We start from the raw sequence: 25865 nt of genomic DNA, 5'->3' as shown, positions 1-25865 counted from the left end.
GCCGGACTTCTTTGTGAATGAGGGTTGTGGCTCGTTGCCAGCTGCTCCTCGGGCTCGTTTGATCGGGTCCGGGTGGAGCGCGGTGACGAGCCACAAGCCTTTTCTGCGTCCATACGCTCTTTCCCTTGGCACGGCCGTGCTTGCCCTGCGGCGACCAGGAACTTCGTCCATTCGTCGTCATTCGTTCGGCGATGAGCTTGCAGCCCTGCGCGGACCGGGCCTCTCCACTCGACAGTGTTGCGACGGCGCTCGGGTCGGGAAGTGCTTGTCGTCCACGGCCCTGCCCACCGCGCGGTGGGCCGGCGGTCGGAGGTCCCGTGAGGGCTTGAGGCGACGTGCGCCACGCCGCGGGCTCTCCCACCCGTGGAGTCAGTCACCGCGAACGGGAGAACCCTCGGTGCTGGTGCCGCCGTCGCCTAGCCTGTGAGCCCTAGGCAGTACTCATAGAGACTTTCGAGGGTGGAGAACGTGGCGGACGAGAGCACAGGGAGCCGATCGGGCGGCTCGCACGAGGACCGTGGACACTCCGGTCGCGCCGAGCACCAGGGCCGTCCGCCTCGTGCAGCAGACCGTTCCCGCCACGGCGGCCGGGGCGACGGGCAGCGTTCGCAGCGTCCGAACGATCGCTCTGATGAGCGCCGGCAGGAGGACCGACGGGGCCCTGCTCGGGATTCCGGCCGTCGCGGTGGATACCGCGGTCAGGGCGGGGACCGGCAGGGTGGTTCATACCGCAGCGGCGATGACCGACGCGGACCTCGTCGTGAAGGCGACCAGCGGGGGTTCCGTCGCGAGGGCACTGGTTCCGGACAGCGCGGAGACGGCGATCGTCGGAGCTACGCCCGCGACGACGAGCGGCGCGGCCCTCGCCAGGGTGGTCCCTCGCGCGCCTCACGTCGAGACGACGACAGGCGCGGTCCGCGCCGGGATGACGACAAGCGCAGTTTCCGTCGTGACGAAAGCCGCCGCGATGGTCGCTCTGACGGCGACCGCCGCGTGCGCCGCGATGACGCTCGGCGAGGCCCCCGCAGGGACGACGACCGGCGAAGCCCTCGCAGGGACGAGGATCGGCGCGGTCCTCGCCACGATCGCGACCAGCGCGGCGGCGGGCGGTTCGGCGGCCCGAGGGAATCCTCCTCGCAGCGGCCGGGCGAAGCGCGGCGCAGCACCCGTCCGCCGGAGCCCGCTCTGGACGAGGCGATCACGGGTCGTGAGCTCGACCGGGACATCTCCGACGAGCTCCGCTCTCTGCGCAAGGAGACCGCGGAGCGCACGAGCCGCCACCTCGTCGCCGCCATCGCCGCGCTCGACGAGGACGACCTGCCTCTCGCGCTGGCTCACGCCCAGTTCGCCGCGAGCATCGGCGGACGCGTCGGCATCACCCGGGAGATCTACGGCATCGCCGCCTACCGCAGCGAGGAGTTCCGCACTGCGGCTCGGGAGTTCCGCACCGCGATGCGCATATCCGGCCGCGTGGACCTGCTGCCGATGCTCGCCGACTGCGAACGCGGCATCGGCCGTCCGGAGCGCGCGCTGGAGATCGCCGCCTCGGAGGACGCCTCCACGCTCGACGTCTCCGGGACGATCGAGCTGATGATCGTCGTGGCCGGCGCGTACGCCGACACCGGGGACATCGAGACCGCCCTCGGCACGCTCGACATCCCCGCTCTGCGCAGCAAGGTCGACGGGCGCTGGCAGGTGCGCCTGTGGGTCGCCTACGCCGATCTCCTCGAGCGCGCCGGACGCAGCGACGAGGCGCACCGCTGGCTCACGCTGGCCGCCGATGCCGACTCCGACCACGAGACGGACGCCGCCGAGCGCCTGGGCCGCCCCGTGCCGGAGCCCGAGCGCGATGATCTGCCCTGGGACGACTCCGAGGAGCTCAGCGTCCTCGACGCCTTCGAGGACGCCGACGGCTCCGACGAGCAGGAGCACGAGCCCGAGGCCGTCGAGCAGAAGCCCGAGGGCGACGAGCAGAAGCCCGAGGCGGACGCGCAGGACGAGGCGAGGGATCCCCGTGACGACGCTGCGGTGACCGAACAGGCGGATCAGCAGGAGGAGCGGCAGGCATGAGCGCGCGCGCACACGACCTCACCATGCTCGAGCGGTACGACGCCCTCCTCCTGGACCTCGACGGCACCCTCATGCACGGCACACGTCCCATCCCGCACGCCGCGGAGGCCGTGCGGACCGCGCGGGATCGGGGCCTGAAGATCGGCTTCGTCACCAACAACGCCTCCCGCACGCCCGAGCAGGCCGTGGCGCATCTCGCCACTGTCGACGTCGAGGCGGCACCCGAGGAGATCGCCTCCTCCCCGCAGATCGCGGTGCAGCTCCTCGCGGAGCACGCGCCGGCCGGCTCCACGATCCTCGTGCTCGGCGCCGACGGGCTGATGCAGTCCGTCGCCTCCGCGGGATTCACCCCCGTGCGCGAGGACGGCGACGAGGTCGCGGCCGTCGTCCAGGGGTTCTCCCCGGACCTCGGCTGGGCCCAGCTCGCCGAGGGCGGCTACGCGCTGCGACGGGGCATCCCCTGGATCGCGACCAACACGGATGCGACCCTGCCCACCGAACGGGGCATCGCCCCGGGAAACGGCGCGCTCGTGCAGGCGCTCGTGCACGCCACCGGTCGCACGCCGCTGGTGGCGGGCAAGCCCGAGCCGGCCATGTTCTCCCTCGCCGCGAAGGCGCTGGGAGCCCGGCGCCCCCTCGCCGTCGGCGATCGCCTCGACACCGACATCGAGGGCGGCAACCGCGCCGGCATCGACACCCTTCTCGTCCTCACGGGCGTCGACAGCATCGAGACCGCGCTGCGCGCCGAGCCCGTCCGTCGGCCGACGTGGATCCTGCCCGACCTCTCCTCCCTCACCGACCCCGCGCCCGAGGCCGTCGTCGATGGCGCGACGGCGCGCTGCGGAGCCGCCTCCGCCGGGCTCGAGGGCGAGGACCTCGTCCTCTCCGGACGCACGGGGACCCCGCAGGCCCTCACCGCGGCCCTCGGGCTGCTCGCGGCGCGTCTGCCCGAGAGCGCCCTGCCCGGCGCGGTGCGCATCCAGGACTCGTGACCGCGGACGGCGGAGCCCGGCGGCTCGACGTGGCACTGGCCGTCGCGGGCCTCGCGTCCTCCCGCACCCACGCCCGCCGGATCGTCGAGGAGGGCAGGGCCCGCGTCGACGGCCGACCCGCCCGCAAGCCCTCCGCGGCCGTCGCGGCGGACGCCCTCCTCGAGGTCACCGATGTCCCCGAGGGAGGCGAGTACGCCTCCCGGGCGGCCCACAAGCTCCTGGGCGCGCTCGACGCGGCGGGGCTCGACCCTCGCGGACTCCTCTGCCTGGATGCCGGTGCGTCCACCGGCGGGTTCACCGACGTCCTGCTGCGGCGTGGGGCGCGCGAGGTGCGTGCGGTGGACATCGGCCACGACCAGCTGCATCCGCGCCTGCGCGAGGACCCGCGCGTCGCAGTGCACGAGGGCACGTCGATCCGCGGACTGCGCCCCGCGGACGTCGGCGGGCCGGCGCAGCTCGTCGTCGGCGATCTCTCCTTCATCTCCCTCGTCACCCTCATGGCGGACCTCGCCGCCCTCACCGCGCCCGGCGGCGACCTGCTGCTCATGGTCAAGCCCCAGTTCGAGGTCGGGCGCCGCAGGCTCCCGCGCTCGGGCGTGGTCGCGGACCCCGCACTGCGCCGCGAGGCCGTGCTCGGCGTCGTCGAGGAGGCCGACGCCCGCGGGCTCGACCTGCGCGGCGTCGCCGAGAGCCCCCTGCCGGGGCAGGACGGGAACCACGAGTACTTCCTGCACCTGCATCGTCGCGACGTCCCCGCACGCGCAGAGGACACGCGTGCAGAGGATCCGCTGCCCGCCGGAGCGGCGCGCAGGATCCCGGGCGCCGCCTATGACATGATCGAGCAGGTGCTCCCGCGTACGCGCGCGGGCTCCCGCGCCGGACGTCGGCGCGGGCAGGTCACGGAGCACGTCACGGAGCATGACCAGGGTCCGCGCCGGGCCGATGGTCGCAGGACCGAGCTGAGGACGAGGGAAGGGGACCGCCGAGCATGAGGCGCTTCCTGCTGTACGCGCACTCGGGGCGCGCCGCCGCCCTCGAGGCGCTGATGAGAGTCCTGGCCGAGCTCGGGAACCGCGGAGTGCGCGCCGTCATCACCGACGAGCAGTACGACCAGATCCGCATGTCGCCGCCGGCGAGCCTGCCCGAGGGGCTCCTGGACATCCTGGACTCCGAGGAGGTCGACGTCGTGGACGCCGTCTCCGCGGCGGACCTCGTCGAGCTCGGCATCGTGCTCGGAGGCGACGGCACCATCCTGCGCGCCCTCGAAGTGGTGCGCGAGGCCGAGATCCCCGTGCACGGCGTGAACCTCGGACACGTCGGCTTCCTCGCCGAGAGCGAGGTCGAGGAGCTCTCGACGACCGTGCGGCGCCTGCTGGACGGCGACTACGACATCGAGGAGCGCTCGACCCTCGACATCGTCATCCGCGGCCCCAAGGACCAGATCCTCCACACCGACTGGGCGCTGAACGACGCGAGCCTCGAGAAGGCCGACCGCCAGAAGATGATCTACGTGGTCATCGAGATCGACGGCCGCCCCGTCTCCTCCTTCGGCTGCGACGGCGTGCTGCTGACCAGCCCCACCGGCTCGACCGCCTACGGCTTCAGCGCCGGCGGCCCCATCATCTGGCCCGAGGTGGACGCCTTCCTCGTCGTCCCGCTCGCCGCCCACGCCCTGTTCTCGCGCCCCCTCGTGCTGGGACGCTCCTCCGAGGCGGCGATCGAGCTCACCGTCGAGAACCGCGACGAGGGAGTGCTCACCCTCGACGGCCGCCGCACCATCGACATCACCCCCGGCATGCGCGTCGAGGGGCGGCTCTCCCCGCGCTCCGTGCGGCTCGTGCGCCTGACCACCACTCCGTTCGCCGACCGCCTCGTGGAGAAGTTCCAGCTGCCGGTCGTGGGCTGGCGCGGACGCGTCGGCCGCGACGTCTGAGCGGGAGCCGCCGTGCTCTCCACCCTCCGCATCCGCCGCATCGGCGTGATCGACGACGCCACCCTCGAGTTCGGCCCCGGCTTCACCGCGCTGACCGGCGAGACCGGCGCGGGCAAGACCATGATCGTCACCGGCCTCTCGATGCTGCTGGGTGCGCGGCTGGACCGCGGCCGTGCGGGCACCGCCGGTACCGTCGACGGCACCCTCGTGCTCACGGGTCACGACGAGCTGGAGTCGGCCCTGGACGAGCTCGGCGCCGAGGACGAGGACGGCGAGGTGCTCGTGGTCCGCCGCGTCACCAAGGACGGCCGCTCCCGGGCCCAGATCGGCGGAGTGCCCGTGCCGATCGGGACGCTGGCCCGGCTCGTGGGCTCCGCGGTCACCGTCCATGGGCAGGCCGACCAGGCCCGCCTGCGCGAGGCCGACCAGCAGCGCGAGGCCCTCGACCGCTTCGCCGGCGAGACCGTCGGCCCCCTGCTGCAGCGCCATCGCGAGCTCTGGGATCGTCACCAGGAGCTTCGCGGGCGCATCGAGGAGCTCGAGCACCTCGTCGCCGAGCGCGACCGCCGAGGGGACCAGCTGCGCACGGCCCTCGAGCGCATCGAGGAGGTCGACCCGCAGGACGGCGAGGACGAGAGCCTGCGCGCCCAGCTCGAGAGGCTCAACCACGCCGTGGACCTCCGGGCCGCCGCCGAGCAGGCGTCCACGCTGCTGCTCGGAGAGGACGACGGCCCCGCGGCCGGCTCCCTCCTCGACCTCGCGATCGACCAGGTGCGCACCGCGTCCGGCACGGACCCCGAGCTCGAGGGCACCCTGGGCCGGCTCGAGAGCCTGCGCCTCGAGCTCTCCGACGCCGCCGCCGACCTCTCCCGCTACGCGGACGGCATCGACGCCTCGCCCGGGAGCGTCGAGCAGGCCAACGAGCGCCTTCACGAGGTGACCACGCTGGTGCGGGACCTCGGGCCCGTCCTCGGCGGCGCTGCGACCATCGGCGAGCTGCTCGAGAGGTCCCGCACCGCCGCCGCCGACCTCGACCGCTTCGACGGCGCCGAGACCGAGCTGTCCGCCGCCAGCGAGGAGATGACGGGCCTCGAGAACGCCCTCGACGAGGCCGCGGAGGCGCTCACCGGGGCCCGGGGCGACGCCGCCTCGCGACTCGCGCGCGCCGTCGAGTCCGAGCTCGTCCACCTCGAGATGCCGCAGGCGAGCCTCGAGGTCGAGGTCGCCCCGCACTCGCCCCGTCCGCACGGCCGCGATCGCGTGGCGTTCCTCCTCGCGCCCCACGCCGGCGCCGACCACCTGCCCGTCGCGACCGCCGCGAGCGGCGGCGAGCTCTCGCGCGTCATGCTCGCCCTCGAGGTCGCGCTCGGCTCCTCCCGCGATGACCGCACCGCCGCCCCCGTGTTCGTCTTCGACGAGATCGACGCGGGCATCGGCGGCCGCGCTGCCCTCGCCGTGGGCCAGCGCCTCCAGCGACTCGCCGAGAACGCGCAGGTCATCGTCGTCACACACCTCCCTCAGGTCGCCTCCCACGCCTCCACCCACCTGCAGATCGTCAAGCACAGCGAGGACGGCGGCACGAGCTCCACCGTGCAGAGACTGGACCGCGAGGGGCGCATCGGCGAGCTCGCCCGCATGCTCTCCGGGGAGACCAGCGAGCTCGCCCTCGCCCACGCCCGGGAGCTGCTCGACGATTCGGCGGACCCGTCGGCGCAGGAGCCGGCACGGGGACAGGCGCCGGGGGAGGGGCGATGAGCACGACCGTCGGCACCGTCCTGGGGACCGCACGCATCGGCCGGCGCACGAAGGACCTCACCAAGCGCCTCGAGCCCGGCGACATCGCGGTCATCGACCACGAGGACATCGACCGCGTCGCCGCCGAGGCACTCGTCGAGAAGGCGCCCGCTGCCGTCCTCAACGCCGCCCGCTCCACCTCCGGCCGGTACCCGAACGCCGGGCCGCAGATCCTCGTGGACCACGGCATCGCGCTCGTCGACGACTGCGGCCCCGAGCTGTTCGAGAAGGTCCGCGAGGGCGCCCGCCTCACCGTCGCCGACGGCGTCGTCCGAGAAGGCGGGAGCACGCTCGCGCGCGGCACCCGCCAGGACCCCGCCACGATCGCCGCCTCCCTCGAGGCCTCCCGCGAGAGCCTCTCCGAGCAGCTCGAGCTGTTCGCCCGCAACACCCTGGAGTACATGCTCCTGGAGAAGGACCTGCTGCTGGACGGCGTCGGCGCGCCCGAGGTGCGCACCGTCATGGACCGCCGCCCCGTCCTCATCGTCGTGCGCGGCTACCACTACAAGGAGGACCTCGCGACGCTCGGCCCGTTCCTGCGCGAGAACCGCCCCGTGGTGATCGGCGTCGACGGCGGCGCCGACGCGGTCCTCGAGGCGGGCTGGAAGCCCGACATGATCATCGGGGACATGGACTCCGTCTCCGACAGGGCACTGGCATCGGGCGCCGAGCTCGTCGTCCACGCCTATCGCGACGGCCGCGCCCCGGGCATGGAGCGCCTGGCGGAACTGGATCTCGCCGAGGACGCCGTGGTGTTCCCCGCCGCCGGCACCAGCGAGGACATCGCGATGCTCCTGGCCGATGAGAAGGGCGCGAGCGTGATCGTGGCCGTCGGCACCCACGGCACCCTCGAGGAGTTCCTGGACAAGGGACGCGCCGGCATGAGCTCGACCTTCCTCACCCGGCTGCGCGTGGGCTCCAAGCTCGTGGACGCCAAGGGCGTCTCCCGGCTCTACCGGCAGCGGATCTCCACCCTGCAGCTCGTGCTGCTGGCCGTCGCCGGCCTGCTCGCCCTCTCCGTGGCCATGTGGGCCACGCCCGGCGGACAGGCGCTCTTCCAGATCCTCGGTGCACGATGGGACGACGCCATCTCATGGTTCACCTCCCTGTTCGCGACCCGACCCGCCACCGGAACCTAGGAGCCTCGGTCCGTGATCGACTTCCGCTACCACCTGGTCTCCCTGATCTCCGTGTTCCTCGCCCTCGCGGTGGGGATCGTGCTCGGGGCCGGACCGCTGCGCGAGAACCTGGGCTCCCAGCTCACCGGCCAGGTCGAGCAGCTGCGCAAGGAGAAGGACGACCTGCGCACCTCCAACGACTCGCTGACCTCGCAGAACGACGAGCTCAGCGCGTTCATCTCGCAGACCTCGCCCGACCTCGTCGCGGGGACCCTGAGCGGACGCAGCACCGCTGTGGTCTACGACGACGACTCGGTGCGCAACCAGGTCAGCACCCTCGACTCCCTGCTGGACGAGGCCGACGCGGGCACGCCGCTGAGCGTGCGCCTGGACAGTTCCCTGTGGGATCCCGAGCAGGAGGACACCCGCACCACGGCCCTCGACTCCCTGCGCGAGGCGGACGCCGCGCTCGTCACGGCGGCAGAGTCCGACACCGACTCCAGCTCCGGTGCGCTCTCCACGATCATCGGCCACCTGCTCGTCGACACCTCGATCGGCGACGAGCAGCGCCAGCAGCTGTGGGCCGTGCTGACGGACGCCCGCCTCGTCGACGTCGACGGCAGCACCGACGCCCCCGTGGACTCGATGATCTTCGCGAGCGCCGCGCCCTCGGACCTCACCGTGGGCGGGGACGACGCCTCGACCGCCGCCGAGCGCGCCCAGATGCTGCTCGAGGCCCAGACCGGACTGCTCGAGCGCATGGTCGCCGCGAAGGTCCCCGCGGTGGTCTCGGGCTCGACCCCCTCGAACGACGACAGTGCGGGCCTGCTGCGCACGGTGCGCGGGGACTCGCGGTTCACCGACCTCTCCAGCGGCGATCGCCTGCAGGAGCCCGACGGGCCGACGATCGCCGTGCTCGCCCTCGCCGAGCAGGTGCGCGGCGAGCAGGGGAGCTACGGGACCGCAGCCGACGCCCAGGACCGCGTGCCGGAGGTGCCCGGCGGGTCCGGCGGCGGGTCCGGGGATTCGTCGGGCTCCGGCGCGAGCGACGGAGGCGAGGGATGACCGACGGGATCTCCGGCGCCCTGCGCCGCACGAACCACGCCGGTCGCAGCGTGACCCTCGCGGAGGGCGTCGCCGTGGCCGGGGGAGCGGCGGCCGCTCTCGCCGCGCGCGGTCTGCGCGGCGATGCGCTCGCCGTCGCCGCCGTCGGCGGACTGGGTCTCGCCGACGACGTCCTCGAGCCCTGGCTGCGCTCCCGCGGGATCACCCCGACCAAGGGCCTGCGCGGCCACCTCGGCGCCCTGCGCCGCGGACGCCTGACCACGGGTGCCGCGAAGGCGCTGGGCATCCCCGTGGTCTGCCTGCTCGACGCCGCCGCGGCCCGTGTCCGCACGGCGAGGGTACCCGGTCCGGACGCCGGAGCGCCGACGGGCGCGCGTGCCCTCCCCGTCGTGGCGGGCGCCGGGGCCGGCGCCCTGGTCGACGCGGGCGTCGCCGCGGGTGCCGCGAACCTCGCGAACCTCCTGGACCTGCGCCCCGGGCGCGCGCTCAAGGCCACCACGGCCTGCGCGCTCGTGCTCGCCCTCCCGCCCGCCCGCAGTCCGCGCGCACGGGAGGGGAGGACCCTCGCCGTGATCGCCGCGGTCGCCGGGCTCGCGGCCCTGCCCGGCGACCTCGCCGAGGGCGGCATGCTCGGCGACACGGGCGCCAACGCCCTCGGCGCCCTCGTGGGCGCGGCGGCCGCGCGCAGGCTCCCCACCGGGCCCCGCCTCCTCGTGCTCGGCGGTCTCGGGGCCCTCACCCTCGCGAGCGAGCGCGTGAGCTTCAGCGCCGTCATCGACGCGACGCCCGCGCTGCGCCGCCTCGACCGCTGGGGGCGCCGCGCACCCGATCCCACGGGATCCGGGGACGCGGGGAGCAGTCCGTCATGAGCGCCCCGTCCTCGACCGCACGGGTCATCGTGCGCGGCGCGACGGTGATCCTCGTGGTCACCCTCGTCGCGCGCATCGTCGGCTTCCTGCGCTACCTCGTCTTCGGCGCCAGCGTGGGCGCCGGCGACGTCGGCACCGCGTACTCGAGCGCGAACCTCGTCCCGAACCTGCTGTTCGAGGTCGCCGCCGGCGGCGCGCTCGCCGCGAGCGTGGTCCCGCTCGTGGCCGGTCTGGTCGAGAACGACGAGACCGGGGAGGGCAGGCGACGGGCCGACGGCATCATCTCCGCGATGCTGAGCTGGATGCTCCTGCTCACGATCCCGCTCGCCCTCCTCGTCGGCCTGCTCGCCGGCCCGATCGCCTCGCTCGTCCTCACCAGCGGCGACTCCGACGAGTCGGTCGTCGAGCTCGGCGCGTCGATGCTGCGGATCTTCGCGCTGCAGCTGCCGATGTACGGGGTGACGGTGGTGCTGGGCGCCTACCTGCAGGCCCGCAAGCGGTTCCTGTGGCCCGCCCTGGTGCCGCTGCTGTCCTCGCTCGTCGTGATCATCTCCTACCGCGTGTACGCGGCCGCGGTGCCCGCCGTGGCGACGGCCTCGACGATCTCCCCGTTCGCGCACGGGGTGCTCGCCTGGGGCACCACCGCCGGGGTCGTCGTGATGGCGCTGTCGGTGCTCGTGCCGGCCGCACGCGCCGGGCTGCGCCTGCGCCCCACCCTGCGGATGCCCGCCGGGATGGGCAGCAGGGCCGTGCGCCTCGCGGGAGCCGGGCTCGGCGCCGTCGGCGCGCAGCAGCTCGCCCTCGCGCTCGTGCTGCTGCTGGCCATGCGCACGGGCGGCACCGGCACCCTGCCCGTGTTCCAGTACGGGCAGGCGATCTACCTGCTGCCCTACGCCGTGCTCGTGGTCCCGCTGATCACGAGCGTGTTCCCGCACCTGTCCGAGCAGCGCCTGGTCGGGGATCTGCGGGGCTTCGCCGTCACCGCCCGCGCGTCGCTGCGCTCGGTCGTGGTGATCGGGACCGTGGGCGCGGCGACACTGTTCGCCGCCGGCCCGGCCCTCGAGGCCTTCTTCCACCACATCGACCGCGCGGGCGCGGTCGGCGTCGGCGCGGTCGTCGCCGCCCTCTCCGTGGGGCTGCTGCCGTACGCGATCACCATGCAGTGCACCCGCGTGCTGTCCGCGGCGATGCGGGCGCGGGACGCGCTGCTCGTGGGCTCCGTCGGCTGGGTCGTGGGCGGGATACTCATCGTGGTCGTGGCGGTGCTCTCGAACTCCGGCAGCGCGGCCGTGGCCGCGACGGCCTTCGCCTTCGCCCTGAGCGCGGGCATGTGGGTCTCGGGCATCACCGGCCTGGCCCGGGTCGCGGATCTCCTCGAGGGCGTCGAGGGCGGTGCGCCCCTGGTGCGCGTCGTGCCGATCGGCGCCGTGGTCTCCGTGGCCGCGGCCATCCCAGGGCTGCTCCTGGGGCGCGCGATGGTGGACCAGGGGACATCGGAGGTGCTGTGCGTGCTGATCGGCGTGCTCACCGGCGGCACCGGCATGGTGCTCGCGCTCGCCGCCATGGCCCTCGCCGATCGTCGGACCGCGGCCTCGCTGCTGGCGCGCCTGCGCCGCGGGCGCACGGAGCAGGCGTGAGGCGCACGCAGGAGACCGAGCGGCCCTCCGTCGGCCCCGCGCCCCGCGTGCTGATCGTCGAGCCCACCGCGAGCGGGGGACTGGCGGCCCACGTGCGGATGGAGCGCGCCGTGCTCGCGCAGGCCGGTGTCGAGCTGCCCGAGACGGACGTGAGGATCTCCTCGCGCCCCGCGCCGGCGGACGTCCGCACCGTGCGCACCCTGCGCGCGCGCATGCGCGGGGCCGGAGCCCGAACCGCGGTCGACGCGGTCCATGCCCACGGGCTCCGCGCCGGGGCGCTCGCCGCGCTCGCCCGCGGGCTGCGCGGCCGCGGACCCCGCCTCGTGGTGACGCTGCACAACCGCGTCGTCGGCCCGCGTGCGGTGCGCGCCATGGGACGCCTGCTGCTGCGGGTCATCCGCTCTCGAGCCGACGCCGTCCTCACCGTGTCCCCGGACCTCGACCCGCTCGTGCGGGGCGTCCCGGAGGTCGAGCACGCCCTCATCCCCGCGACGCCGGGGCCCGAGGCGCACGCCGCCGCGCGGGGCGCCGCATCCGACGTGCCGGCAGGTCCCGCCCGGGACGAGCCTGGCGGTCACGGCGTGCTCGACGCGCTCGACGTGCTCGTCGTCGCCCGTCTCGCCCCGCAGAAGGGGCTCGACGACCTCCTGGACGCCCTGGTCCTGCTCGTCGCCGAGGCCTCCCCGGCCGCTCCCGGGCTCCGCGTGCGGATCGCGGGGGACGGGCCCCTCGCGTCGCACCTGAACGGGCGCATCCGCGCCGAGCACCTTCCCGTCGAGCTGCTCGGCAGGCGCGAGGACGTGCCGGACCTGCTCGCCGACTGCGACCTCGTGGTCTCCTCGGCGCTGTGGGAGGGCCAGCCGGTGTTCCTGCAGGAGGCCCTGCGCGCCGGTCGCGCGATCATCGCGACCGACGCCGGCGGCACCCGCCTGGTCACGGGCCGGGCGGCGCACCTCGTCCCCGTCGGAGATCCGGCCGCTCTCGCCCGGGCGATCACGTCCCTGCGCGAGGAGGAGACGCGGGGGAGCGCCGAGCAGGCCTCCCGCGAGCGCTCCCGCGAGCTGAGCGGCCCCGACGACCTGCTCGCGCAGCTCACGCAGGTCCTGCGGATCTCCCTGCCCTGACGCGGCCCTCGGCGCCCCGACACGGCCGTCGGCGACACGTCCGGCGGCGCCGTCGGACGCTCGCATCCAGCGTCCTCCTCGGCGCTCGCGGCGGGGCCGCGCGTCGCCACCGGCATGGAACACCTCGCACATCCGCGGGTGTCGGGCGCGCCGAGGGGGTGTTCGATGCTAGGTTGGGACTCCGTGGCAGACAGCAGCGTGAACCCCCCGCGAACCCCGTCCGCATCGACCGCCCGCCCCGGCTCCGGCCCGGCAGCGAAGCCCTTCCGGAATCCCGGCACCACCAAGCACATCTTCGTCACCGGCGGCGTCGTCTCGAGCCTCGGCAAGGGGCTGACCGCCTCCTCGCTCGGGATGCTCCTGAAGAACCGCGGCCTGCGGGTGACCATGCAGAAGCTGGACCCGTACCTCAACGTGGACCCGGGCACCATGAATCCGTTCCAGCACGGCGAGGTCTTCGTGACCGAGGACGGCGCCGAGACGGACCTCGACATCGGCCACTACGAGCGGTTCCTCGACGAGAACCTCTCGGCCGACTCCAACGTGACCACCGGCCAGGTCTACTCCGGCGTCATCGCCAAGGAGCGCCGCGGCGAGTACCTCGGCGACACCGTCCAGGTCATCCCGCACATCACGAACGCCATCAAGGAGTCGATGCGCGCTCAGGCGAGCGATGAGGTCGACGTGGTCATCACCGAGATCGGCGGCACCGTCGGCGACATCGAGTCCCAGCCGTTCCTCGAGGCCGCCCGGCAGGTCCGCCAGGACGTCGGCCGCGACAACGTGTTCTTCGTCCACGTCTCCCTGGTGCCCTTCATCGGCCCCAGCCAGGAGCTGAAGACCAAGCCCACGCAGCACTCGATCGCGGCCCTGCGCTCGATCGGCATCCAGCCCGACGCCATCGTGCTGCGCGCCGACCGCGCCCTGCCCGCCTCGGTGAAGGCGAAGATCGCCTCCATGTGCGACGTGGACCTGGACGCCGTCGTCACCTGCCCGGACGCGCCCTCGATCTACGACATCCCGCACGTGCTGCACGACGAGGGCCTGGACGCCTACGCGATCCGCCGCCTCGACCTCCTCAGCCACGACGTCGACTGGTCGCTGTGGGACGGGCTGCTCGAGCGCGTCCACCACCCCGAGTACGAGGTCGCCGTGGGCCTCGTGGGCAAGTACATCGACCTGCCGGACGCCTACCTCTCGGTCACCGAGGCGCTGCGCGCCGGAGGCTTCCACCACGACGCCCGCGTGAAGATCTCCTGGGTCGAGTCGGATGCCTGCTCCACCCCCGAGGGCGCCCAGGCGGCCCTCAAGGACCTCGACGCGATCGTGGTGCCCGGCGGCTTCGGCATCCGCGGCGTCGACGGGAAGGTCGGCGCCCTGCGCTTCGCCCGTGAGAAGGGCATCCCGGCCCTCGGCCTGTGCCTGGGCATGCAGTGCATGGTGATCGAGTACGCCCGCACCGAGCTGGGCTGGGCCGATGCGCAGTCCACCGAGTTCGAGGCCGACACGGCGCACCCTGTGATCGCGACCATGGCGGAGCAGGCCGACATCGTCTCGGGCGCGGGCGATCTGGGCGGCACCATGCGCCTGGGCGCCTACGACCACGAGCTCACCCCCGGCAGCCTCGCCGCCCGCACCTACGGGACCACGAAGGTCTCCGAGCGCCACCGCCACCGCTACGAGGTGAACAACGCCTACCGCAAGGACCTCGAGACGGCGGGCCTGGTGATCTCCGGCGTCTCCGCGGACCGCTCCCTCGTCGAGTTCGTCGAGCTGCCTTCCGAGGTGCACCCGTACTACATCGGCACCCAGGCGCACCCCGAGCTGAAGTCGCGCCCCACCCGGCCCCACCCGCTCTTCGCGGGCCTGATCGGCGCCGCCGTCGACCTGCAGAAGGCCACCCGCCTGCTCGAGGTCCCCGCCGAGCGCGGGGCCGAGGAGTCCGGCGAGACGGGATCCGGCGCGGACCCCGCCGTGCAGTCCGACGGGGCCGACGAGGCCGGGGAGTGACAGGGATGCTCCGGGACGAGGACGGCGCACGTCCGGTCCTCTCCCGGAGCACCGCCTACCGCGGCGCGATCTGGGACGTGCTCCGCGACGAGGTCGACTTCGCCCCCGGTGTCCGCTTCACCCGCGAGTACATCGCCCACACCGGCGCCGCCGCCGTGCTCGCGCTCGACGACGAGGGCGCGAGCGACGTGCGCGATGCGCGCGTGCTGCTCATCCGCCAGTACCGCCATCCTGCGGGGCGCACCTTCTGGGAGCTGCCCGCGGGCCTGCTCGACCACGAGGGCGAGGACCCGATGCAGGCCGCGGGGCGCGAGCTCATCGAGGAGACCGGCCACCGGGCCGAGCACCTCCGGCACCTGCTGGACATCCATCCCTCGGCCGGCAGCTCGAGCGAACGCATCCGGATCTTCCTCGCGACCGGCATCGGCGAGGCCGCCACGGACTTCGTGCGCGAGGACGAGGAGTCGGAGATCGAGCTGCGCTGGGTCCGCCTGGGCGAGGTGCTCGATGCGATCCGCGCGGGCCGCCTGACCAACGCGGCCCTCGTCGCCGCGGTGCTCGCGGTCGCGGCCCTCGGGGTCTGAGACCGTTCGGGCGCGTGCCGGCCGCGCGCCGGCAGCCGGCCCCGGGGTCCTACTCGGTGGGCGTGTTCGACGCCGTGGGCGCGGCGGCGAGGACGGGGGCGACGATCTCCGCCTGCCACTCGCGGGCGCCGAGCCCCGAGAGCTCGGCGCGGATCTCCTCGGCGTCGCCGGGAGTCTCGTGCTCCCAGACCCACTGGCGCAGCAGGCCCGGGGTGAGCAGGTTCTCCGAGGGCACGTGCAGCTGTTCCGCGCGCTCCGCCACCGCCTCGCGGATCGGCAGGTAGCGCTCCCACACCTCGGGCCACTTCTTGGACCAGAGCTTGTGGGGCGGCGGGTAGCTGGGCTCCGAGCGCGGGGGCAGGTGCGCCTCGGGGAGGTTCGCGCCCGCGCGCGCCGCCTGCCACCAGGTCTCCTTGCCGTGCATGGGCTTGGGCAGGGCGGCGAGGAAGGCTGTGTGCGAGGCGGTCGCGACCTTCGCGGCGTCGACGATCGCGCGGTCCTTGATCACGCGGTGCGGGGAGAGGTCCTGCTCACGGGCGATCCGGTCGCGCCGCTCCCACATGGCGCGGGCGGCCGCGAGCTGGCGAGGGGTGCGCAGGGCGCCCAGTCCGTGCAGCTTCCGCCAGGGCTCCGCGCGCGCGGCGGGCAGGGGATGGGCGGCCTCGTGCGCGAACTCCTCGCGCGCCCAGCGGGTCTTGTCCGATTCCTCGAGACGTGCGGCGAGGATGTCGCGCACCTCGACGAGGACCTCGACGTCCAGGGCCGCGTACACGAGCCACGGCTCGGGCAGCGGGCGCTTGGACCAGTCCGCGGCGGAGTGCTCTTTGGCCAGGCGCAGGTGCACCGTGTCCTCGACGACTGCGCCCAGGCCCACACGGGGCATGCCCAGCAGCCTCGCGGCGAGCTCCGTGTCGAACAGCGACGCGGGGCGCAGACCCAGCTCGCCCAGGCTCGGGAGGTCCTGGGTGGCGGCGTGCAGCACCCACTCGCGGGAGTTCATGAGCTCCACGAACGTGGTGGGCAGGGTGAAGGCCGTGGGATCGATGAGGGCCGTTCCCGCCGCCTCGGTGCGGATCTGCACGAGGTAGGCCTTGGCGCTGTAGCGGTAGGAGGAGGCCCGCTCGGCGTCGACAGCGATCGGCTCCTCGGGCGCGCTCGCGGCGCGCTCGCACCACTCCAGCAGCGGTTGGATGCGATCGATCACGGGGACCAGCCCGTCGCGCGGGGCGCCCAGAGGGGTCGGCTCTATCGCGGGGGAGTCGGCGCCGAGGCCGTCGCCGGTCGCGCCCGTGGCGGCCTTGCCCGTGCCCGTCGTGCCGGTGGCGGTCGTCGGCGCGGTGCGCGGCGAGGTCGCGCCGTCCGCGGGGACGCCGTCCTCGGTGCGTCGGGCGCGGGCGGCGGAGCGGTTGCGGGTCCTCATGGGATCAGTCCTCCTCGTTCGCCGAGCCCTGCCGCGGGCGGGCGCGGTGGGAGGGGACGAGCGGCGCCACCTGGGCGGGAGCGGGCGGCAGACCGCCGGCCGCCGCGAGCATCGCCGTCCAGGCGGCGAAGTGCGGGGCCAGTTCGGAGCTCGTCGGCGTCCAGGACACGCGCATCTCGACGTCGACGGTCGAGGGGCGCCCGGCGAGCGCGCCGTAGCTCTGGGACACCACGCGGGTGGCGGTGCACCCGAGCTCGCGGGACTCGGCATCGAACAGCTCGAGCGACTCGGTGACCCACGACCAGGCGACGTCGCCGAGCATCGCCTCGATCGCGAACTCGGGCTCGAGCTGGGCCTGGACGAGGACCACCATCCGGTACTCGCCCTTCCACGCCTCCTCGCCCGCGGGATCGTGCAGGACCACCAGGCGGCCGCTGGCGACCTCCTCGTCGTGCAGGATCACCTCGCCGTTGGCCGCCCACGTGTGCGGGGCCATCCGGCCGGGAGCGGGGATCGAGGTCCAGTGGACCTCTGGACGCAGGGGCGCACGGGTCATCTCCTCGATCGCCGTGCTGAAGGCGCGGGCGGCGGCGGGGAACTGGTGGACGGGCACGGCCGTGAGCCTAGCCCCCGACCCGTCACCAGCGACCGAGGCGCGCCGTCGACCCGCCGACGACCTCCGCCCGGCCTCCGGTCGCCCCGTCGGCCGGGCGTGCGGAGGGCCCCGCAGGGTTCCTCGCGCGGGCCTCAGTCCTCGTGGACGAGGCTCAGGGAGTTGATGCAGTAGCGCTGGTCGGTGGGGGTCGCGAAGCCCTCGCCCTCGAAGACATGGCCCAGGTGCGAGCCGCAGTTCGCGCAGCGCACCTCGGTGCGGACCATGCCCATCGAGGCGTCCTCGAGCAGCTCCACGGCGTCGCTGTCCTGCGGGGCCCAGAAGGCGGGCCAGCCGCAGTGCGCGTCGAACTGCTCGTCGGCGCGGAACAGCACTGCCCCGCACGCTCGGCACGCGTAGGTCCCGGCCGGGCGCACCTCCTCGTACTCCCCGCTGAACGGCCGCTCGGTGCCCGCCTGGCGCAGCACCTGGTACTCCTCCGGCGAGAGCCTCTCCCGCCACGCGGCGTCGTCCAGCTCGATCGCGTAGTGACCGCTTCCGATGGGCTTGGTGCTCATGGCTCATACCTCCGGGTTCGGGTGCCGACGGGTGGGGCGGGGATCGCCTCGGACCCGCGGCGTCACCCGCGATCCTACGGCGGACGTAGACTGCGCGTCATGATGCGCCTCACCTCCCTCGGCTCCCGCGCGACCAGCCCCGAGGAGGCGCCCGGCGGGCGCGACGCGGCTCGTGGACTGGGGCGATGGGGCCGGGCACTCGCCGTCGGCGGCGTCGGCGCGCTCGGTGCGTTCGCCCTCAGCGCAGGGGCGCTCGCGGCGGGGGCCCGGCTGCTCGCGAGGGTCCCGCTGACCCCGCAGACGTCGCAGCGGGGGAAGGTCGACCAGGTGGTGCGCGCCGCGTATCCGGACCGTGTGCACCTCGACCGGACGGCGGAGGCCGTCCGCGGAGGCGTGATCGCCCTGCGCCGCTCCGGCGGCGCCGTCCACGTGCGCCTCGGCCCGGTCGACGGCGAGCCGACGCCCACCACCGTCTCCCGCCCGATCCTCGCCCGCGACACCGACGAGCCGATCGGGATCGGACCCGTCGGCCTCGACGGCTTCTTCTGGCCCGGCACGCCCGAGACGTCCCTGGGCCTGCCCACCCGGGAGGTCGAGGTCTCCTCGCCCGTCGGCCCCATGCCGGCGTGGCTGGTGCCGGGGCGGCCCGACGCCTCGGAGGAGGGTCCCGGTGCCTCGAGCGGGGACGCCGCCTCGCGGGAGGACGGCGCAGCGGGGCCGACGGGCGACACCTGGGCCGTGCTCACGCACGGTCACGGCGCGACGCGCGGGGAGGCCCTGCGCGTCATGTCGCTGCTGCACGAGCTGGGCCTGACCAGCCTCGCCCTGACCTACCGCAACGATCTCGGATCGCCCGCGTCGGCCGATCGGATGCACCATCTGGGCCTGGACGAATGGGAGGACACCGAGGCGGGCATCGAGTACGCCCTCGCCCACGGCGCGCGCCGGATCGTGCTCATGGGCTGGTCGATGGGCGGCGGCATCACGCTGCGCACCTCCGTGCACACCGCGCACCCGGAGGCGATCGCCGGACTCGTCCTGGACTCGCCGGCCGTGGACTGGCAGGACATCCTCACCTACCACGCGACGGCGCTGCGCGCTCCCGCGCCCATGCGGCGCCTGGCCCTGTGGATGATGACGAGCCCGCTCGGGGCGCGCCTGGTGCGCCTGCACGAGCCGCTCGCGCTCGCCGAGATGCGCGCCGAGCACTACGCGCAGCACCTGCGTCACCGCACCCTGCTCATCCACGCCCTCGAGGACACGACGGTGCCGCCCGCGCCGAGCGCCCGCCTGGCCGCGCTGCGCCCCGACCTCGTGGAGTTCGTGCCCTTCGCCGGCGCCAGCCACACGCGCGAGTGGAACCGCGATCCCGCCCAGTACGAGCGTCTGCTCGCGGACCACCTCGTGGACCTGCTGGACCTGGACGTCGACGTCGAGGCCATGGAGCTGCCCGTGCGCGACCCCGCGGCCGCGCCCTTCGAGGGGTCGATCGGCGCACGGGTGTGACCCGTGCGCGCGGGGCCGGCCCCGCGCTCGGGCCGATCCTCGGGATCAGGCCCGGTCTCGCACCGTCCGGTCGCGCACGTAGCGGGAGAGCGTCGCGTGCGCGCCGACCGTGAGGGAGCCCAGCTCCCACTCGCCCTCCGCGTCGACGCCGCGCATCACCCGGGAGGCGTCCCCTCCGACCGTCCGATGGGTCACCGAGAAGCACAGCTCGTCGAGCTCCCCGGAACCGGCGAAGCGCGCGAGAGCGCTCGGGCCGCCCTCGAGCTGGATCCCGCGGTGCCCGAAGCCGGCGAGGGCGCGGCGGATGCCCTCCGGGTCGTCCGCGAGGATCAGACTGCTCTCGGGCAGACCACTCGCGGCGAGTGCCCGCTCGCCGTGCGCGGCGTCGGTCACGAGGTACGTCGGCCACGCGGGGTCGATGCTCGCGGGCAGCCGACCGGACTGCGACATGATCGCCAGGGCCGGGCGCTCGCCCCCGGCCGGCCGCAGCGACGGGGCGAGCAGGTCCGAGCGGCCCTGGGGGCGGCGGTAGTCCTCGACCCGCACTGTCTCGGCGCCCACGAGCACCACGTCGGTGAGGGCGCGCAGCACGCCGAAGGCGAAGGAGTCGGTGGGATTGCGCAGGGGACCGCTGGTCTCGTCGGAACCGGTGATCGCGCCGTCGATCGTCGTGTTCATCATCGCCCGCACCCACGTGCGGTCCGCGGGGTACGCGTAGACCTCGGCGAGCGCGCGTGCGCCGGCGGCGTCCTCGGTGATCTCGCGCGGCGCGGCAAGCGCGCGCCCGTCGTCCCAGAGCAGCTGCATGGCCTCGATCCTCTCGTCGTGCGGGCACTGCGTGCCCCCGGATCATCCCGCACCCGCGCCGGCCCCGCGAGCCGACGCGCACCAGGACCCGAGCACCCCGGACCCGAGCACGGCCGGGCCGACGCGCGATCGTGGACCTGCCCACAGGGGATCTGCCAAGATCGGCCGTGCCCCTAGACTTGGCGGCCGTGACCGAGTCCCTCACCGCGCGCACCCCAGCCCCCTCCCTCGAGCGCCTGGTCGCCGACCTCGTGCCGCCGCCGCGCTTCGCGAAGGCGCGGCTGGACAACTACGTGCCCGATCCGCAGTACCCCTCCCAGCAGGAGGCCAAGGAGCGGATCGCCGAGTTCGCGCGCGGCATCGGCCGCAGCGGCGGCTCGAAGGGGCTGCTGGGCATGTTCCGCAAGCGGCCGCAGGCGGCGCGCGGCCTCTACCTCGACGGCGGCTTCGGCGTGGGCAAGACCCACCTGCTGACCTCCCTGTTCCACATCACCGGCGGGAACCCCGTCTACGGCACCTTCGTCGAGTACACGAACCTCGTGGGCGCTCTCGGCTTCACCCGCGCCGTGGACCTGCTGGGCGGCTCCTCGCTCGTGTGCATCGACGAGTTCGAGCTCGACGACCCCGGGGACACCCTGCTGATGACGCGGCTGATCCGTGAGCTGTCCGATCGCGGCGTCGCGATCGTCGCGACCTCGAACACGCTGCCGGAGGCCCTCGGCGAGGGACGCTTCGCCGCCCAGGACTTCCTGCGCGAGATCCAGTCGATGTCCGAGCGCTTCGACGTGCTGCGGATCGACGGCGAGGACTACCGGCGCCGCGAGGCCGTCGCCGAGGCCCCCGCCCTGCCCGAGGAGACCGTGCGCGAGCACGCCGAGGCCACGCCGGGTGCGACGCTCGACGATCTCCCCTCCCTCCTCGCGCACCTCAAGACCGTGCACCCCTCCCGCTACGGGGCGATGCTCGACGAGGTCTCGTTCGCCCACCTCACCGAGGTGTCCACGATCGCCGACCACAACAACGGCCTGCGCTTCGTGGTGCTCGTGGACCGGCTCTACGACCGGGAGATCCCGGTGCTCGCGAGCGGGCAGGACGCGGCGGGCATCTTCACCGAGGAGCTGCTGCGCAGCGGCTACCGCAAGAAGTACTACCGCTCTCTCTCGCGCCTGACCTCGCTCGCGCGCGACGGCGCGAAGGACCTCGAGGGCGCTGCTCAGGACGCTTCGGCCGACTGAGCTGCGGCGGCGGCGCTCCCGCGGACGACGAGCGCGCCGGGGCCCGCGAGGCCGGCGACCCGCTCCCGGGCATCGCGGCGCAGCGCGCCGAAGGAGGCGAGGACCTCCCGGTCGACGGCGATGCCCGACGCGGGCATCTCGGCCCCGCCGTCCGCGCGGCTGACGAGCACGTGCACGTCCCCGCGCCGCAGCACGAGGGACTCCTCGTCCAGCACATCGGCCTCGACGCGGCGGAGGTCGGGATCCGTGAGCTCCGGCAGCGCGCGGCGCAGGCCGATGAGCGTGCGGTACCACTCGAGCATCGTGCCGTGCGCGCCCTCGTCCCTCTCCTCCCAGTCGAGGAAGGAGTCGGTGAAGGTGGAGCGCGACTGCGGGTCGGGCACGTCCGATGAGTCCCAGCCCATCTGCGCGAACTCCTCGCGCCGCCCTGAGGTGACCATCGCCCCGAGCGGCTCGCCGTGGTCGGTGAAGTACCGGAACGGGGCGCTGCACGCCCACTCCTCGCCCTGGAAGAGCATGGGCGTGGGGGCACCCAGCAGGATCAGAGCGATCGCGGCGGCGTGCTCGGCGGGGGAGAGGAGCTGGTGGACGCGGTCCCCGCGGGCACGGTTGCCCACCTGGTCGTGGTCCTCGAGGAAGGCCACGAAGGAGTGCGCGTCGTAGGCGTCGGTCGCCGGATCGACGGGCGCGCCCCAGACCCTTCCGCGGAAGGTGGAGCGGGTCCCGGCGTGCTCGAAGACGCGGGTGAGGGTGCGTGCGAGCACCTCGGCGCTCCCGAAGTCGACGTAATAGCCCTGGCGCTCGCCGCTGATCCACGCGTGGACGGCGTGGTGGACGTCGTCGGCCCACTGCATGTCCATGCCGAGACCGCCGCGAGCGGTGGGGGTGACGGTCGCGGGGTCGTTGCGGTCCGATTCCGCGATCAGGGCGAGCGGCCTGCCGGTCTCCCGCTCCCAGTCGGCGACGGCGTCGGCGAGCTCGGCGAGGAAGTGCCGGGGCGAGTCGTCCTGCAGCTCGTGCACCGCGTCCAGGCGCAGTCCGTCCAGCTGCATGTCCACGAGCCAGTGCCGGGCGACCCCGCGCAGGAAGGCGCGCACCTGGTCGCTGCCCGCGTCGTCGAGGTTCACGGCCCAGCCCCACGGGGTCTCGTGGCGGTCGGTGAAGTAGGGGCCGAAGGCGCTGAGGTGATTGCCGTCGGGACCCAGATGGTTCAGCACCACGTCGAGGATCACCGCGAGGCCGCGCGCATGGGCCGCCTCGACGAAGCGGGCGAGGGCGGCGGGACCGCCGTAGGCCGGGTGCACGGCCATGAGGTCTACCCCGTCGTACCCCCAGCCGCGCTCGCCGGGGAAGGTCGCGAGCGGCATCAGCTCCACGGCGTCGACCCCGAGCGCGACCAGGTGGTCCAGGCGCTCGATCGCGGTGTCCAGGGTGCCGGTCGAGCCGTCGGCGGGCGGCGCGAAGGTGCCCACGTGCAGCTCGTAGACCACGCCGCAGCGGAAGCAGCGCCCCTCCCACGGCGCGTGCGGGAACAGCCCGGGGTGCACGACCTCGCTCGGGCCGTGGACCCCGTCCGGCTGGGCGAGGCTGCGCGGGTCGGGCAGCCAGTCGCCGTCGCCGTCCAGGCGGAACGCGTAGCGGGCGCCCGTGCCGGCCGCGGCGGCCGGATCCTCCGCGGCGGCCTCCTCACCGCCCAGCCGGTGCCAGCCGTCCCCGACGGGCTCGAGCGTGCGCACGTCCGCGTCCTGCTCCACGCGCGTGTGCGCCGGGTCGTGAAGGGCCCCGGCCGCCCTGCCGCCGAGCGGGGCCTCGAGGCGCACCTGCACCGTCCGTGCGCGCGGAGCCCAGACCTCGAGGACGCCGTCGCTGTCGCGCACCGGCAGGGGAGCCGGGCCAGACGGGGGCCCCGTCGTGGAGGGGGCCGACGCCGTGCGCGTGCCCCCGAGCCTGGTCGCGTCGCTCGCGCGCTCGTTCATACGTCCCCCTCGTCCTCGTCCTCGATGTCGTCCTGCCCGGACGTCCCATCGGTCCCCACCAGCAGCGCAGTCGGCCAGTCCTCGAGCAGAGCCGCCAGGCGCACCTGGCCGCCGTCCGTCTCCCGGCCGCTCAGCAGATCGCGCCAACGGCCCTCGGGCAGCACGAGGACGGCGTCGCCGAAGCCTCCGCGCTGGGCGAGGCCGTGCGCGAGACGGGTGACCACCGTGACCGCCTCGAGGGGCCCGTCCTCGAGGGCGCGGCCGAAGGCCACCGCGTGCGCGGTCGAGGTCGGCACCGGGCGGTAGGCGGCGGAGCGCCCGCGGAAGAGCTCCGGACGCTCGCGGCGCAGGCGCAGCGCGCGATGGGCGAGCCAGAGCTTCTCGTCGGCCACGCCGTCCGGTCGCGCGCCCTCGCGCATGCGCTCGAGGCGCGCCGCACGGGCCGCGTGGTCGACCTCGCGGCGGTTGTCCGGGTCCACCAGCGAGAGGTCGATCGCCTCGCAGCCCTGGTAGACATCGGGCACTCCCGGCATGGTCAGCTGCACGAGCTTCTGGCCCAGGATCGCCGCGCGCTGCGCGCCGAGCGTCCTGCGGGTGAGGTCCTCGAGGATCCGGGCGACGTCGGGTGAGGCGAGGGCCGCGCGCCCCAGCTCCCGCACCTGGTCCTCGTACTCGGTGTCCCGGTCCGTCCAGGTGGTGCGGGTCTTCGCCTCGCGCATGGCCTTCTCGAGGTACCCGATCAGCCGGTGCTCGTCGATCCGGGAGATGGGCGCTCCCGGCAGGTCCCAGGTCGCCAGCAGCGTCTGCCACAGCAGCAGGCGCAGGGCCCCGTCGACCCTGTCCCCGATGTGCCCGGACGCCGCCTGCTCGAGGTCGAGCACGGCCAGGGCCCACTCGTCGGGGATCTCGGTGAGCACGGCGAGGCGGGCACGCACGTCCTCGCTGCGCTTGGTGTCGTGCGTGGAGAGGGTGGTCATGGAGTCCGGACGGGTGTGCACCATCGTCGCGCAGTGGTCGTGGAGATCGTCGGGCTCGACGCCGATGCGGTCGGGGTCCGCGCCCACCTCGGTGACGGGCAGGAACCGCGGGTAGCGGTAGAACGCGGTGTCCTCGAGCCCCTTGGCGTGCACGGGGCCGCAGGTCTGGGCGAACCGCACGATCAGCTCGGCGCGGTCCGCGCTCGCCGTCCGCCCCGCGCTGCCCGCCTCGTCGCCGCACGCGAGCGCGAGGACGACCTCGAGGGCGCTCCGCAGATCCGCGTCCTCGCCCAGGAGTCCGCGGGCGCGGGCGGCGGCCGCCTCGAGCACTGCGCGCTCGGTGCCGCTCGCGCTCTCGCCGGGCACGATGTAGGCGCGATAGCGGTCCATCGACGAGAGCAGCGCGACCAGCACCTTCTGGATCTGGCGGCGCGTGGTGTCGCGCAGGCGGATGTCCTCGGCGCAGATGCGGTGGACGAGATCCGTGAGGCGCTCGACCTCGGCCCACAGGCTCGTGGAGATGATCAGCGCGGTGGACTCGGCGGCGATCTCCTCGAACGGCCTCAGGTCGCCCGTGGTGCGCTGCCAGACGTGCGTGAGGCCCAGGGCCCCGCGGGGGTCGTGGAAGAGCCCGCCCACGCGCCAGAGGGCGTCGTACCCGGTGGTGCCGTCGCAGGGGAAGTCGCCGGGCAGCTGCTCATCGCCCTCCAGGATCTTCTCCACCACGGTCCATGCGCCGCCGGAGGCACCGTGCAGGTCCCGCAGATAGCCGCGCGGATCGGCGAGGCCGTCGGGATGGTCGATCCGGTAGCCGTCGACGACCCCCTCGGACTGCAGCTGCAGGAGCAGGGCATGGGCAGCGGTGAACACCTCGGGCAGCTCCACCCGCACCGCGGCGAGGGTGTCGACGTCGAAGAAGCGCCGATAGTTCAGCTCGTCGTCGGCGACCTTCCAGTAGGCCAGGCGGTACCACTGCCGTTCGAGCAGGTCGACGAGCCCCAGGTCCTCGGTGCCCGGGGCGATCGGCAGCACGTGGTCGTAGTAGCGCACCACGCTCTCCTCGCGCGTGCCGCCGTCGCGCTGGGGCACGTCGGCGCGGGACACCTCGATCTCGCCGTCGGCGAGGACCTCGCCGATGGGACGCCCCAGCACGGGCATGAGGATCGAGTTCTGCGCGGTGATGTCCACGTCGAACCAGTCGGCGAAGGGCGAGGCGGGGCCCTCGCGCAGCACCGACCACAGGGCGCGGTTGTGCCAGACGGGCGTGGGGATCGCCATGTGGTTGGGGACGACGTCGACGATCAGGCCCATGCCGTGGGCGTGGACGGCGGCGGCCAGTCTGCGCAGGGCGCCGATCCCGCCGATCTCCTCGCCGATCCGCGTGTGGTCCACGACGTCGTAGCCGTGGGCGGAGCCGGGGGCGGCCTGGAGCACGGGGGAGCAGAACACGTGACCCACCCCGAGGTCGGCGAGGTAGGGCACGATCGCGGCGGCGTCGTCGCACGTGAAGCCCGCGTGCAGCTGCAGCCGGTACGTGCTGGTGGGGACGATCCGGGAGGGGGCGGGGAGGGTGACCAT

20 protein-coding genes are annotated in these 25865 nt (G+C 74.1%); 14 read left to right on the top strand and 6 right to left on the bottom strand.

Going from position 1 to position 25865, the window contains the following annotated elements; translation table 11 throughout:
• The first annotated feature begins 993 nt into the window (after window positions 1-993).
• The 12 genes from FHG10_RS10140 (at window position 994) to FHG10_RS10085 (ending at window position 15196) form a co-directional block, all read left to right on the top strand.
• Complete coding sequence (locus FHG10_RS10140) at window positions 994-2070, top strand: tetratricopeptide repeat protein (RefSeq protein ID WP_152353171.1); 1077 nt, start codon at window positions 994-996, stop codon at window positions 2068-2070.
• Complete coding sequence (locus FHG10_RS10135; RefSeq protein WP_152353170.1) at window positions 2067-3062, top strand: HAD-IIA family hydrolase; 996 nt, start codon at window positions 2067-2069, stop codon at window positions 3060-3062. Before FHG10_RS10140 ends, FHG10_RS10135 begins: the two co-directional genes overlap by 4 nt.
• Complete coding sequence (locus FHG10_RS10130; protein ID WP_152353169.1) at window positions 3059-4054, top strand: TlyA family RNA methyltransferase; 996 nt, start codon at window positions 3059-3061, stop codon at window positions 4052-4054. Before FHG10_RS10135 ends, FHG10_RS10130 begins: the two co-directional genes overlap by 4 nt.
• On the top strand, window positions 4051-4995 hold the full coding sequence (locus FHG10_RS10125) for an NAD kinase (RefSeq protein ID WP_152353168.1): 945 nt from the start codon (window positions 4051-4053) through the stop codon (window positions 4993-4995). The genes FHG10_RS10130 and FHG10_RS10125 overlap by 4 nt, the downstream gene beginning before the upstream one ends.
• A gap of 12 nt (window positions 4996-5007) precedes the next feature.
• Window positions 5008-6750, top strand: a complete 1743-nt coding sequence (gene recN / locus FHG10_RS10120) for a DNA repair protein RecN (protein WP_152353167.1) — start codon at window positions 5008-5010, stop codon at window positions 6748-6750.
• A complete protein-coding gene (gene steA / locus FHG10_RS10115) occupies window positions 6747-7928 on the top strand; it encodes a putative cytokinetic ring protein SteA (protein WP_152353166.1) in 1182 nt (393 codons plus the stop codon). Before recN ends, steA begins: the two co-directional genes overlap by 4 nt.
• 12 nt (window positions 7929-7940) lie before the next feature.
• Window positions 7941-8972, top strand: coding sequence for a copper transporter (locus FHG10_RS10110; RefSeq protein WP_152353165.1), 1032 nt, complete (start codon window positions 7941-7943; stop codon window positions 8970-8972).
• The gene (locus FHG10_RS10105) at window positions 8969-9841 is read left to right on the top strand and encodes a hypothetical protein (RefSeq protein ID WP_152353164.1); all 873 of its coding nucleotides are present in this window, start codon (window positions 8969-8971) and stop codon (window positions 9839-9841) included. Before FHG10_RS10110 ends, FHG10_RS10105 begins: the two co-directional genes overlap by 4 nt.
• Window positions 9838-11478 (top strand): murein biosynthesis integral membrane protein MurJ, encoded by a 1641-nt coding sequence (gene murJ, locus FHG10_RS10100; protein ID WP_152353163.1) that lies wholly within the window; start codon window positions 9838-9840, stop codon window positions 11476-11478. The genes FHG10_RS10105 and murJ overlap by 4 nt, the downstream gene beginning before the upstream one ends.
• On the top strand, window positions 11475-12602 hold the full coding sequence (locus FHG10_RS10095) for a glycosyltransferase (protein ID WP_227488163.1): 1128 nt from the start codon (window positions 11475-11477) through the stop codon (window positions 12600-12602). Before murJ ends, FHG10_RS10095 begins: the two co-directional genes overlap by 4 nt.
• 291 nt (window positions 12603-12893) lie before the next feature.
• Window positions 12894-14612: a CTP synthase gene (locus FHG10_RS10090; protein ID WP_227488176.1), complete on the top strand. Its 1719-nt coding sequence runs from the start codon at window positions 12894-12896 to the stop codon at window positions 14610-14612.
• A gap of 5 nt (window positions 14613-14617) precedes the next feature.
• Entirely contained in the window at window positions 14618-15196 is a 579-nt protein-coding gene (locus FHG10_RS10085; protein WP_152353161.1) for an NUDIX domain-containing protein, read from the top strand.
• A 49-nt stretch (window positions 15197-15245) separates the two neighbouring features.
• Here FHG10_RS10085 and FHG10_RS10080 read toward each other — a convergent pair whose 3' ends face one another.
• The 3 genes from FHG10_RS10080 to msrB all read right to left on the bottom strand — a co-directional run bounded on the left by FHG10_RS10080 (window position 15246) and on the right by msrB (window position 17786).
• A complete protein-coding gene (locus FHG10_RS10080) occupies window positions 15246-16616 on the bottom strand; it encodes an HRDC domain-containing protein (protein WP_152353160.1) in 1371 nt (456 codons plus the stop codon).
• Window positions 16617-16620: 4 nt separating this feature from the next.
• Window positions 16621-17229, bottom strand: coding sequence for a DUF3000 domain-containing protein (locus FHG10_RS10075; RefSeq protein WP_152353159.1), 609 nt, complete (start codon window positions 17227-17229; stop codon window positions 16621-16623).
• Between the two features lie 134 nt (window positions 17230-17363).
• On the bottom strand, window positions 17364-17786 hold the full coding sequence (msrB, locus tag FHG10_RS10070) for a peptide-methionine (R)-S-oxide reductase MsrB (RefSeq protein ID WP_152353158.1): 423 nt from the start codon (window positions 17784-17786) through the stop codon (window positions 17364-17366).
• A 99-nt stretch (window positions 17787-17885) separates the two neighbouring features.
• Between msrB and FHG10_RS10065 the strand changes: the two genes are divergently transcribed.
• Window positions 17886-19292, top strand: a complete 1407-nt coding sequence (locus FHG10_RS10065) for an alpha/beta hydrolase family protein (protein WP_152353157.1) — start codon at window positions 17886-17888, stop codon at window positions 19290-19292.
• Between the two features lie 45 nt (window positions 19293-19337).
• Here FHG10_RS10065 and FHG10_RS10060 read toward each other — a convergent pair whose 3' ends face one another.
• Entirely contained in the window at window positions 19338-20099 is a 762-nt protein-coding gene (locus FHG10_RS10060) for a dihydrofolate reductase family protein (protein WP_152353156.1), read from the bottom strand.
• A gap of 188 nt (window positions 20100-20287) precedes the next feature.
• On the opposite strand from FHG10_RS10060, the gene zapE reads away from it, so the two are divergent.
• Window positions 20288-21334, top strand: a complete 1047-nt coding sequence (gene zapE / locus FHG10_RS10055) for a cell division protein ZapE (RefSeq protein WP_152353155.1) — start codon at window positions 20288-20290, stop codon at window positions 21332-21334.
• Here the strand turns inward: zapE and treZ are convergent.
• A complete protein-coding gene (gene treZ, locus FHG10_RS10050; protein ID WP_152353154.1) occupies window positions 21313-23310 on the bottom strand; it encodes a malto-oligosyltrehalose trehalohydrolase in 1998 nt (665 codons plus the stop codon). The two genes, zapE and treZ, sit on opposite strands and share 22 nt — an antisense overlap.
• Window positions 23307-25865, bottom strand: coding sequence for a malto-oligosyltrehalose synthase (treY, locus tag FHG10_RS10045; protein WP_193636254.1), 2559 nt, complete (start codon window positions 25863-25865; stop codon window positions 23307-23309). The genes treZ and treY overlap by 4 nt, the downstream gene beginning before the upstream one ends.

Origin of the sequence: Brachybacterium subflavum, assembly GCF_009299795.1 — a bacterium.
GTDB classification, from domain to species: Bacteria; Actinomycetota; Actinomycetes; order Actinomycetales; family Dermabacteraceae; genus Brachybacterium; species Brachybacterium subflavum.
This window is presented reverse-complemented; position numbering and strand designations above follow the sequence as displayed.

Excerpts from the sequence above, each read along its gene's own strand:
- FHG10_RS10135 (WP_152353170.1), top strand. The coding sequence starts at position 2,067 with ATGAGCGCGCGCGCACACGACCTCACCATGCTCGAGCGGTACGACGCC.
- FHG10_RS10125 (WP_152353168.1), top strand. The coding sequence starts at position 4,051 with ATGAGGCGCTTCCTGCTGTACGCGCACTCGGGGCGCGCCGCCGCCCTC.
- steA (WP_152353166.1), top strand. The coding sequence starts at position 6,747 with ATGAGCACGACCGTCGGCACCGTCCTGGGGACCGCACGCATCGGCCGG.
- FHG10_RS10105 (WP_152353164.1), top strand. The coding sequence starts at position 8,969 with ATGACCGACGGGATCTCCGGCGCCCTGCGCCGCACGAACCACGCCGGT.
- murJ (WP_152353163.1), top strand. The coding sequence starts at position 9,838 with ATGAGCGCCCCGTCCTCGACCGCACGGGTCATCGTGCGCGGCGCGACG.
- FHG10_RS10085 (WP_152353161.1), top strand. The coding sequence starts at position 14,618 with ATGCTCCGGGACGAGGACGGCGCACGTCCGGTCCTCTCCCGGAGCACC.
- FHG10_RS10080 (WP_152353160.1), bottom strand. The coding sequence starts at position 16,616 with ATGAGGACCCGCAACCGCTCCGCCGCCCGCGCCCGACGCACCGAGGAC.
- msrB (WP_152353158.1), bottom strand. The coding sequence starts at position 17,786 with ATGAGCACCAAGCCCATCGGAAGCGGTCACTACGCGATCGAGCTGGAC.
- FHG10_RS10065 (WP_152353157.1), top strand. The coding sequence starts at position 17,886 with ATGATGCGCCTCACCTCCCTCGGCTCCCGCGCGACCAGCCCCGAGGAG.
- FHG10_RS10060 (WP_152353156.1), bottom strand. The coding sequence starts at position 20,099 with ATGCAGCTGCTCTGGGACGACGGGCGCGCGCTTGCCGCGCCGCGCGAG.
- treZ (WP_152353154.1), bottom strand. The coding sequence starts at position 23,310 with ATGAACGAGCGCGCGAGCGACGCGACCAGGCTCGGGGGCACGCGCACG.
- treY (WP_193636254.1), bottom strand. The coding sequence starts at position 25,865 with ATGGTCACCCTCCCCGCCCCCTCCCGGATCGTCCCCACCAGCACGTAC.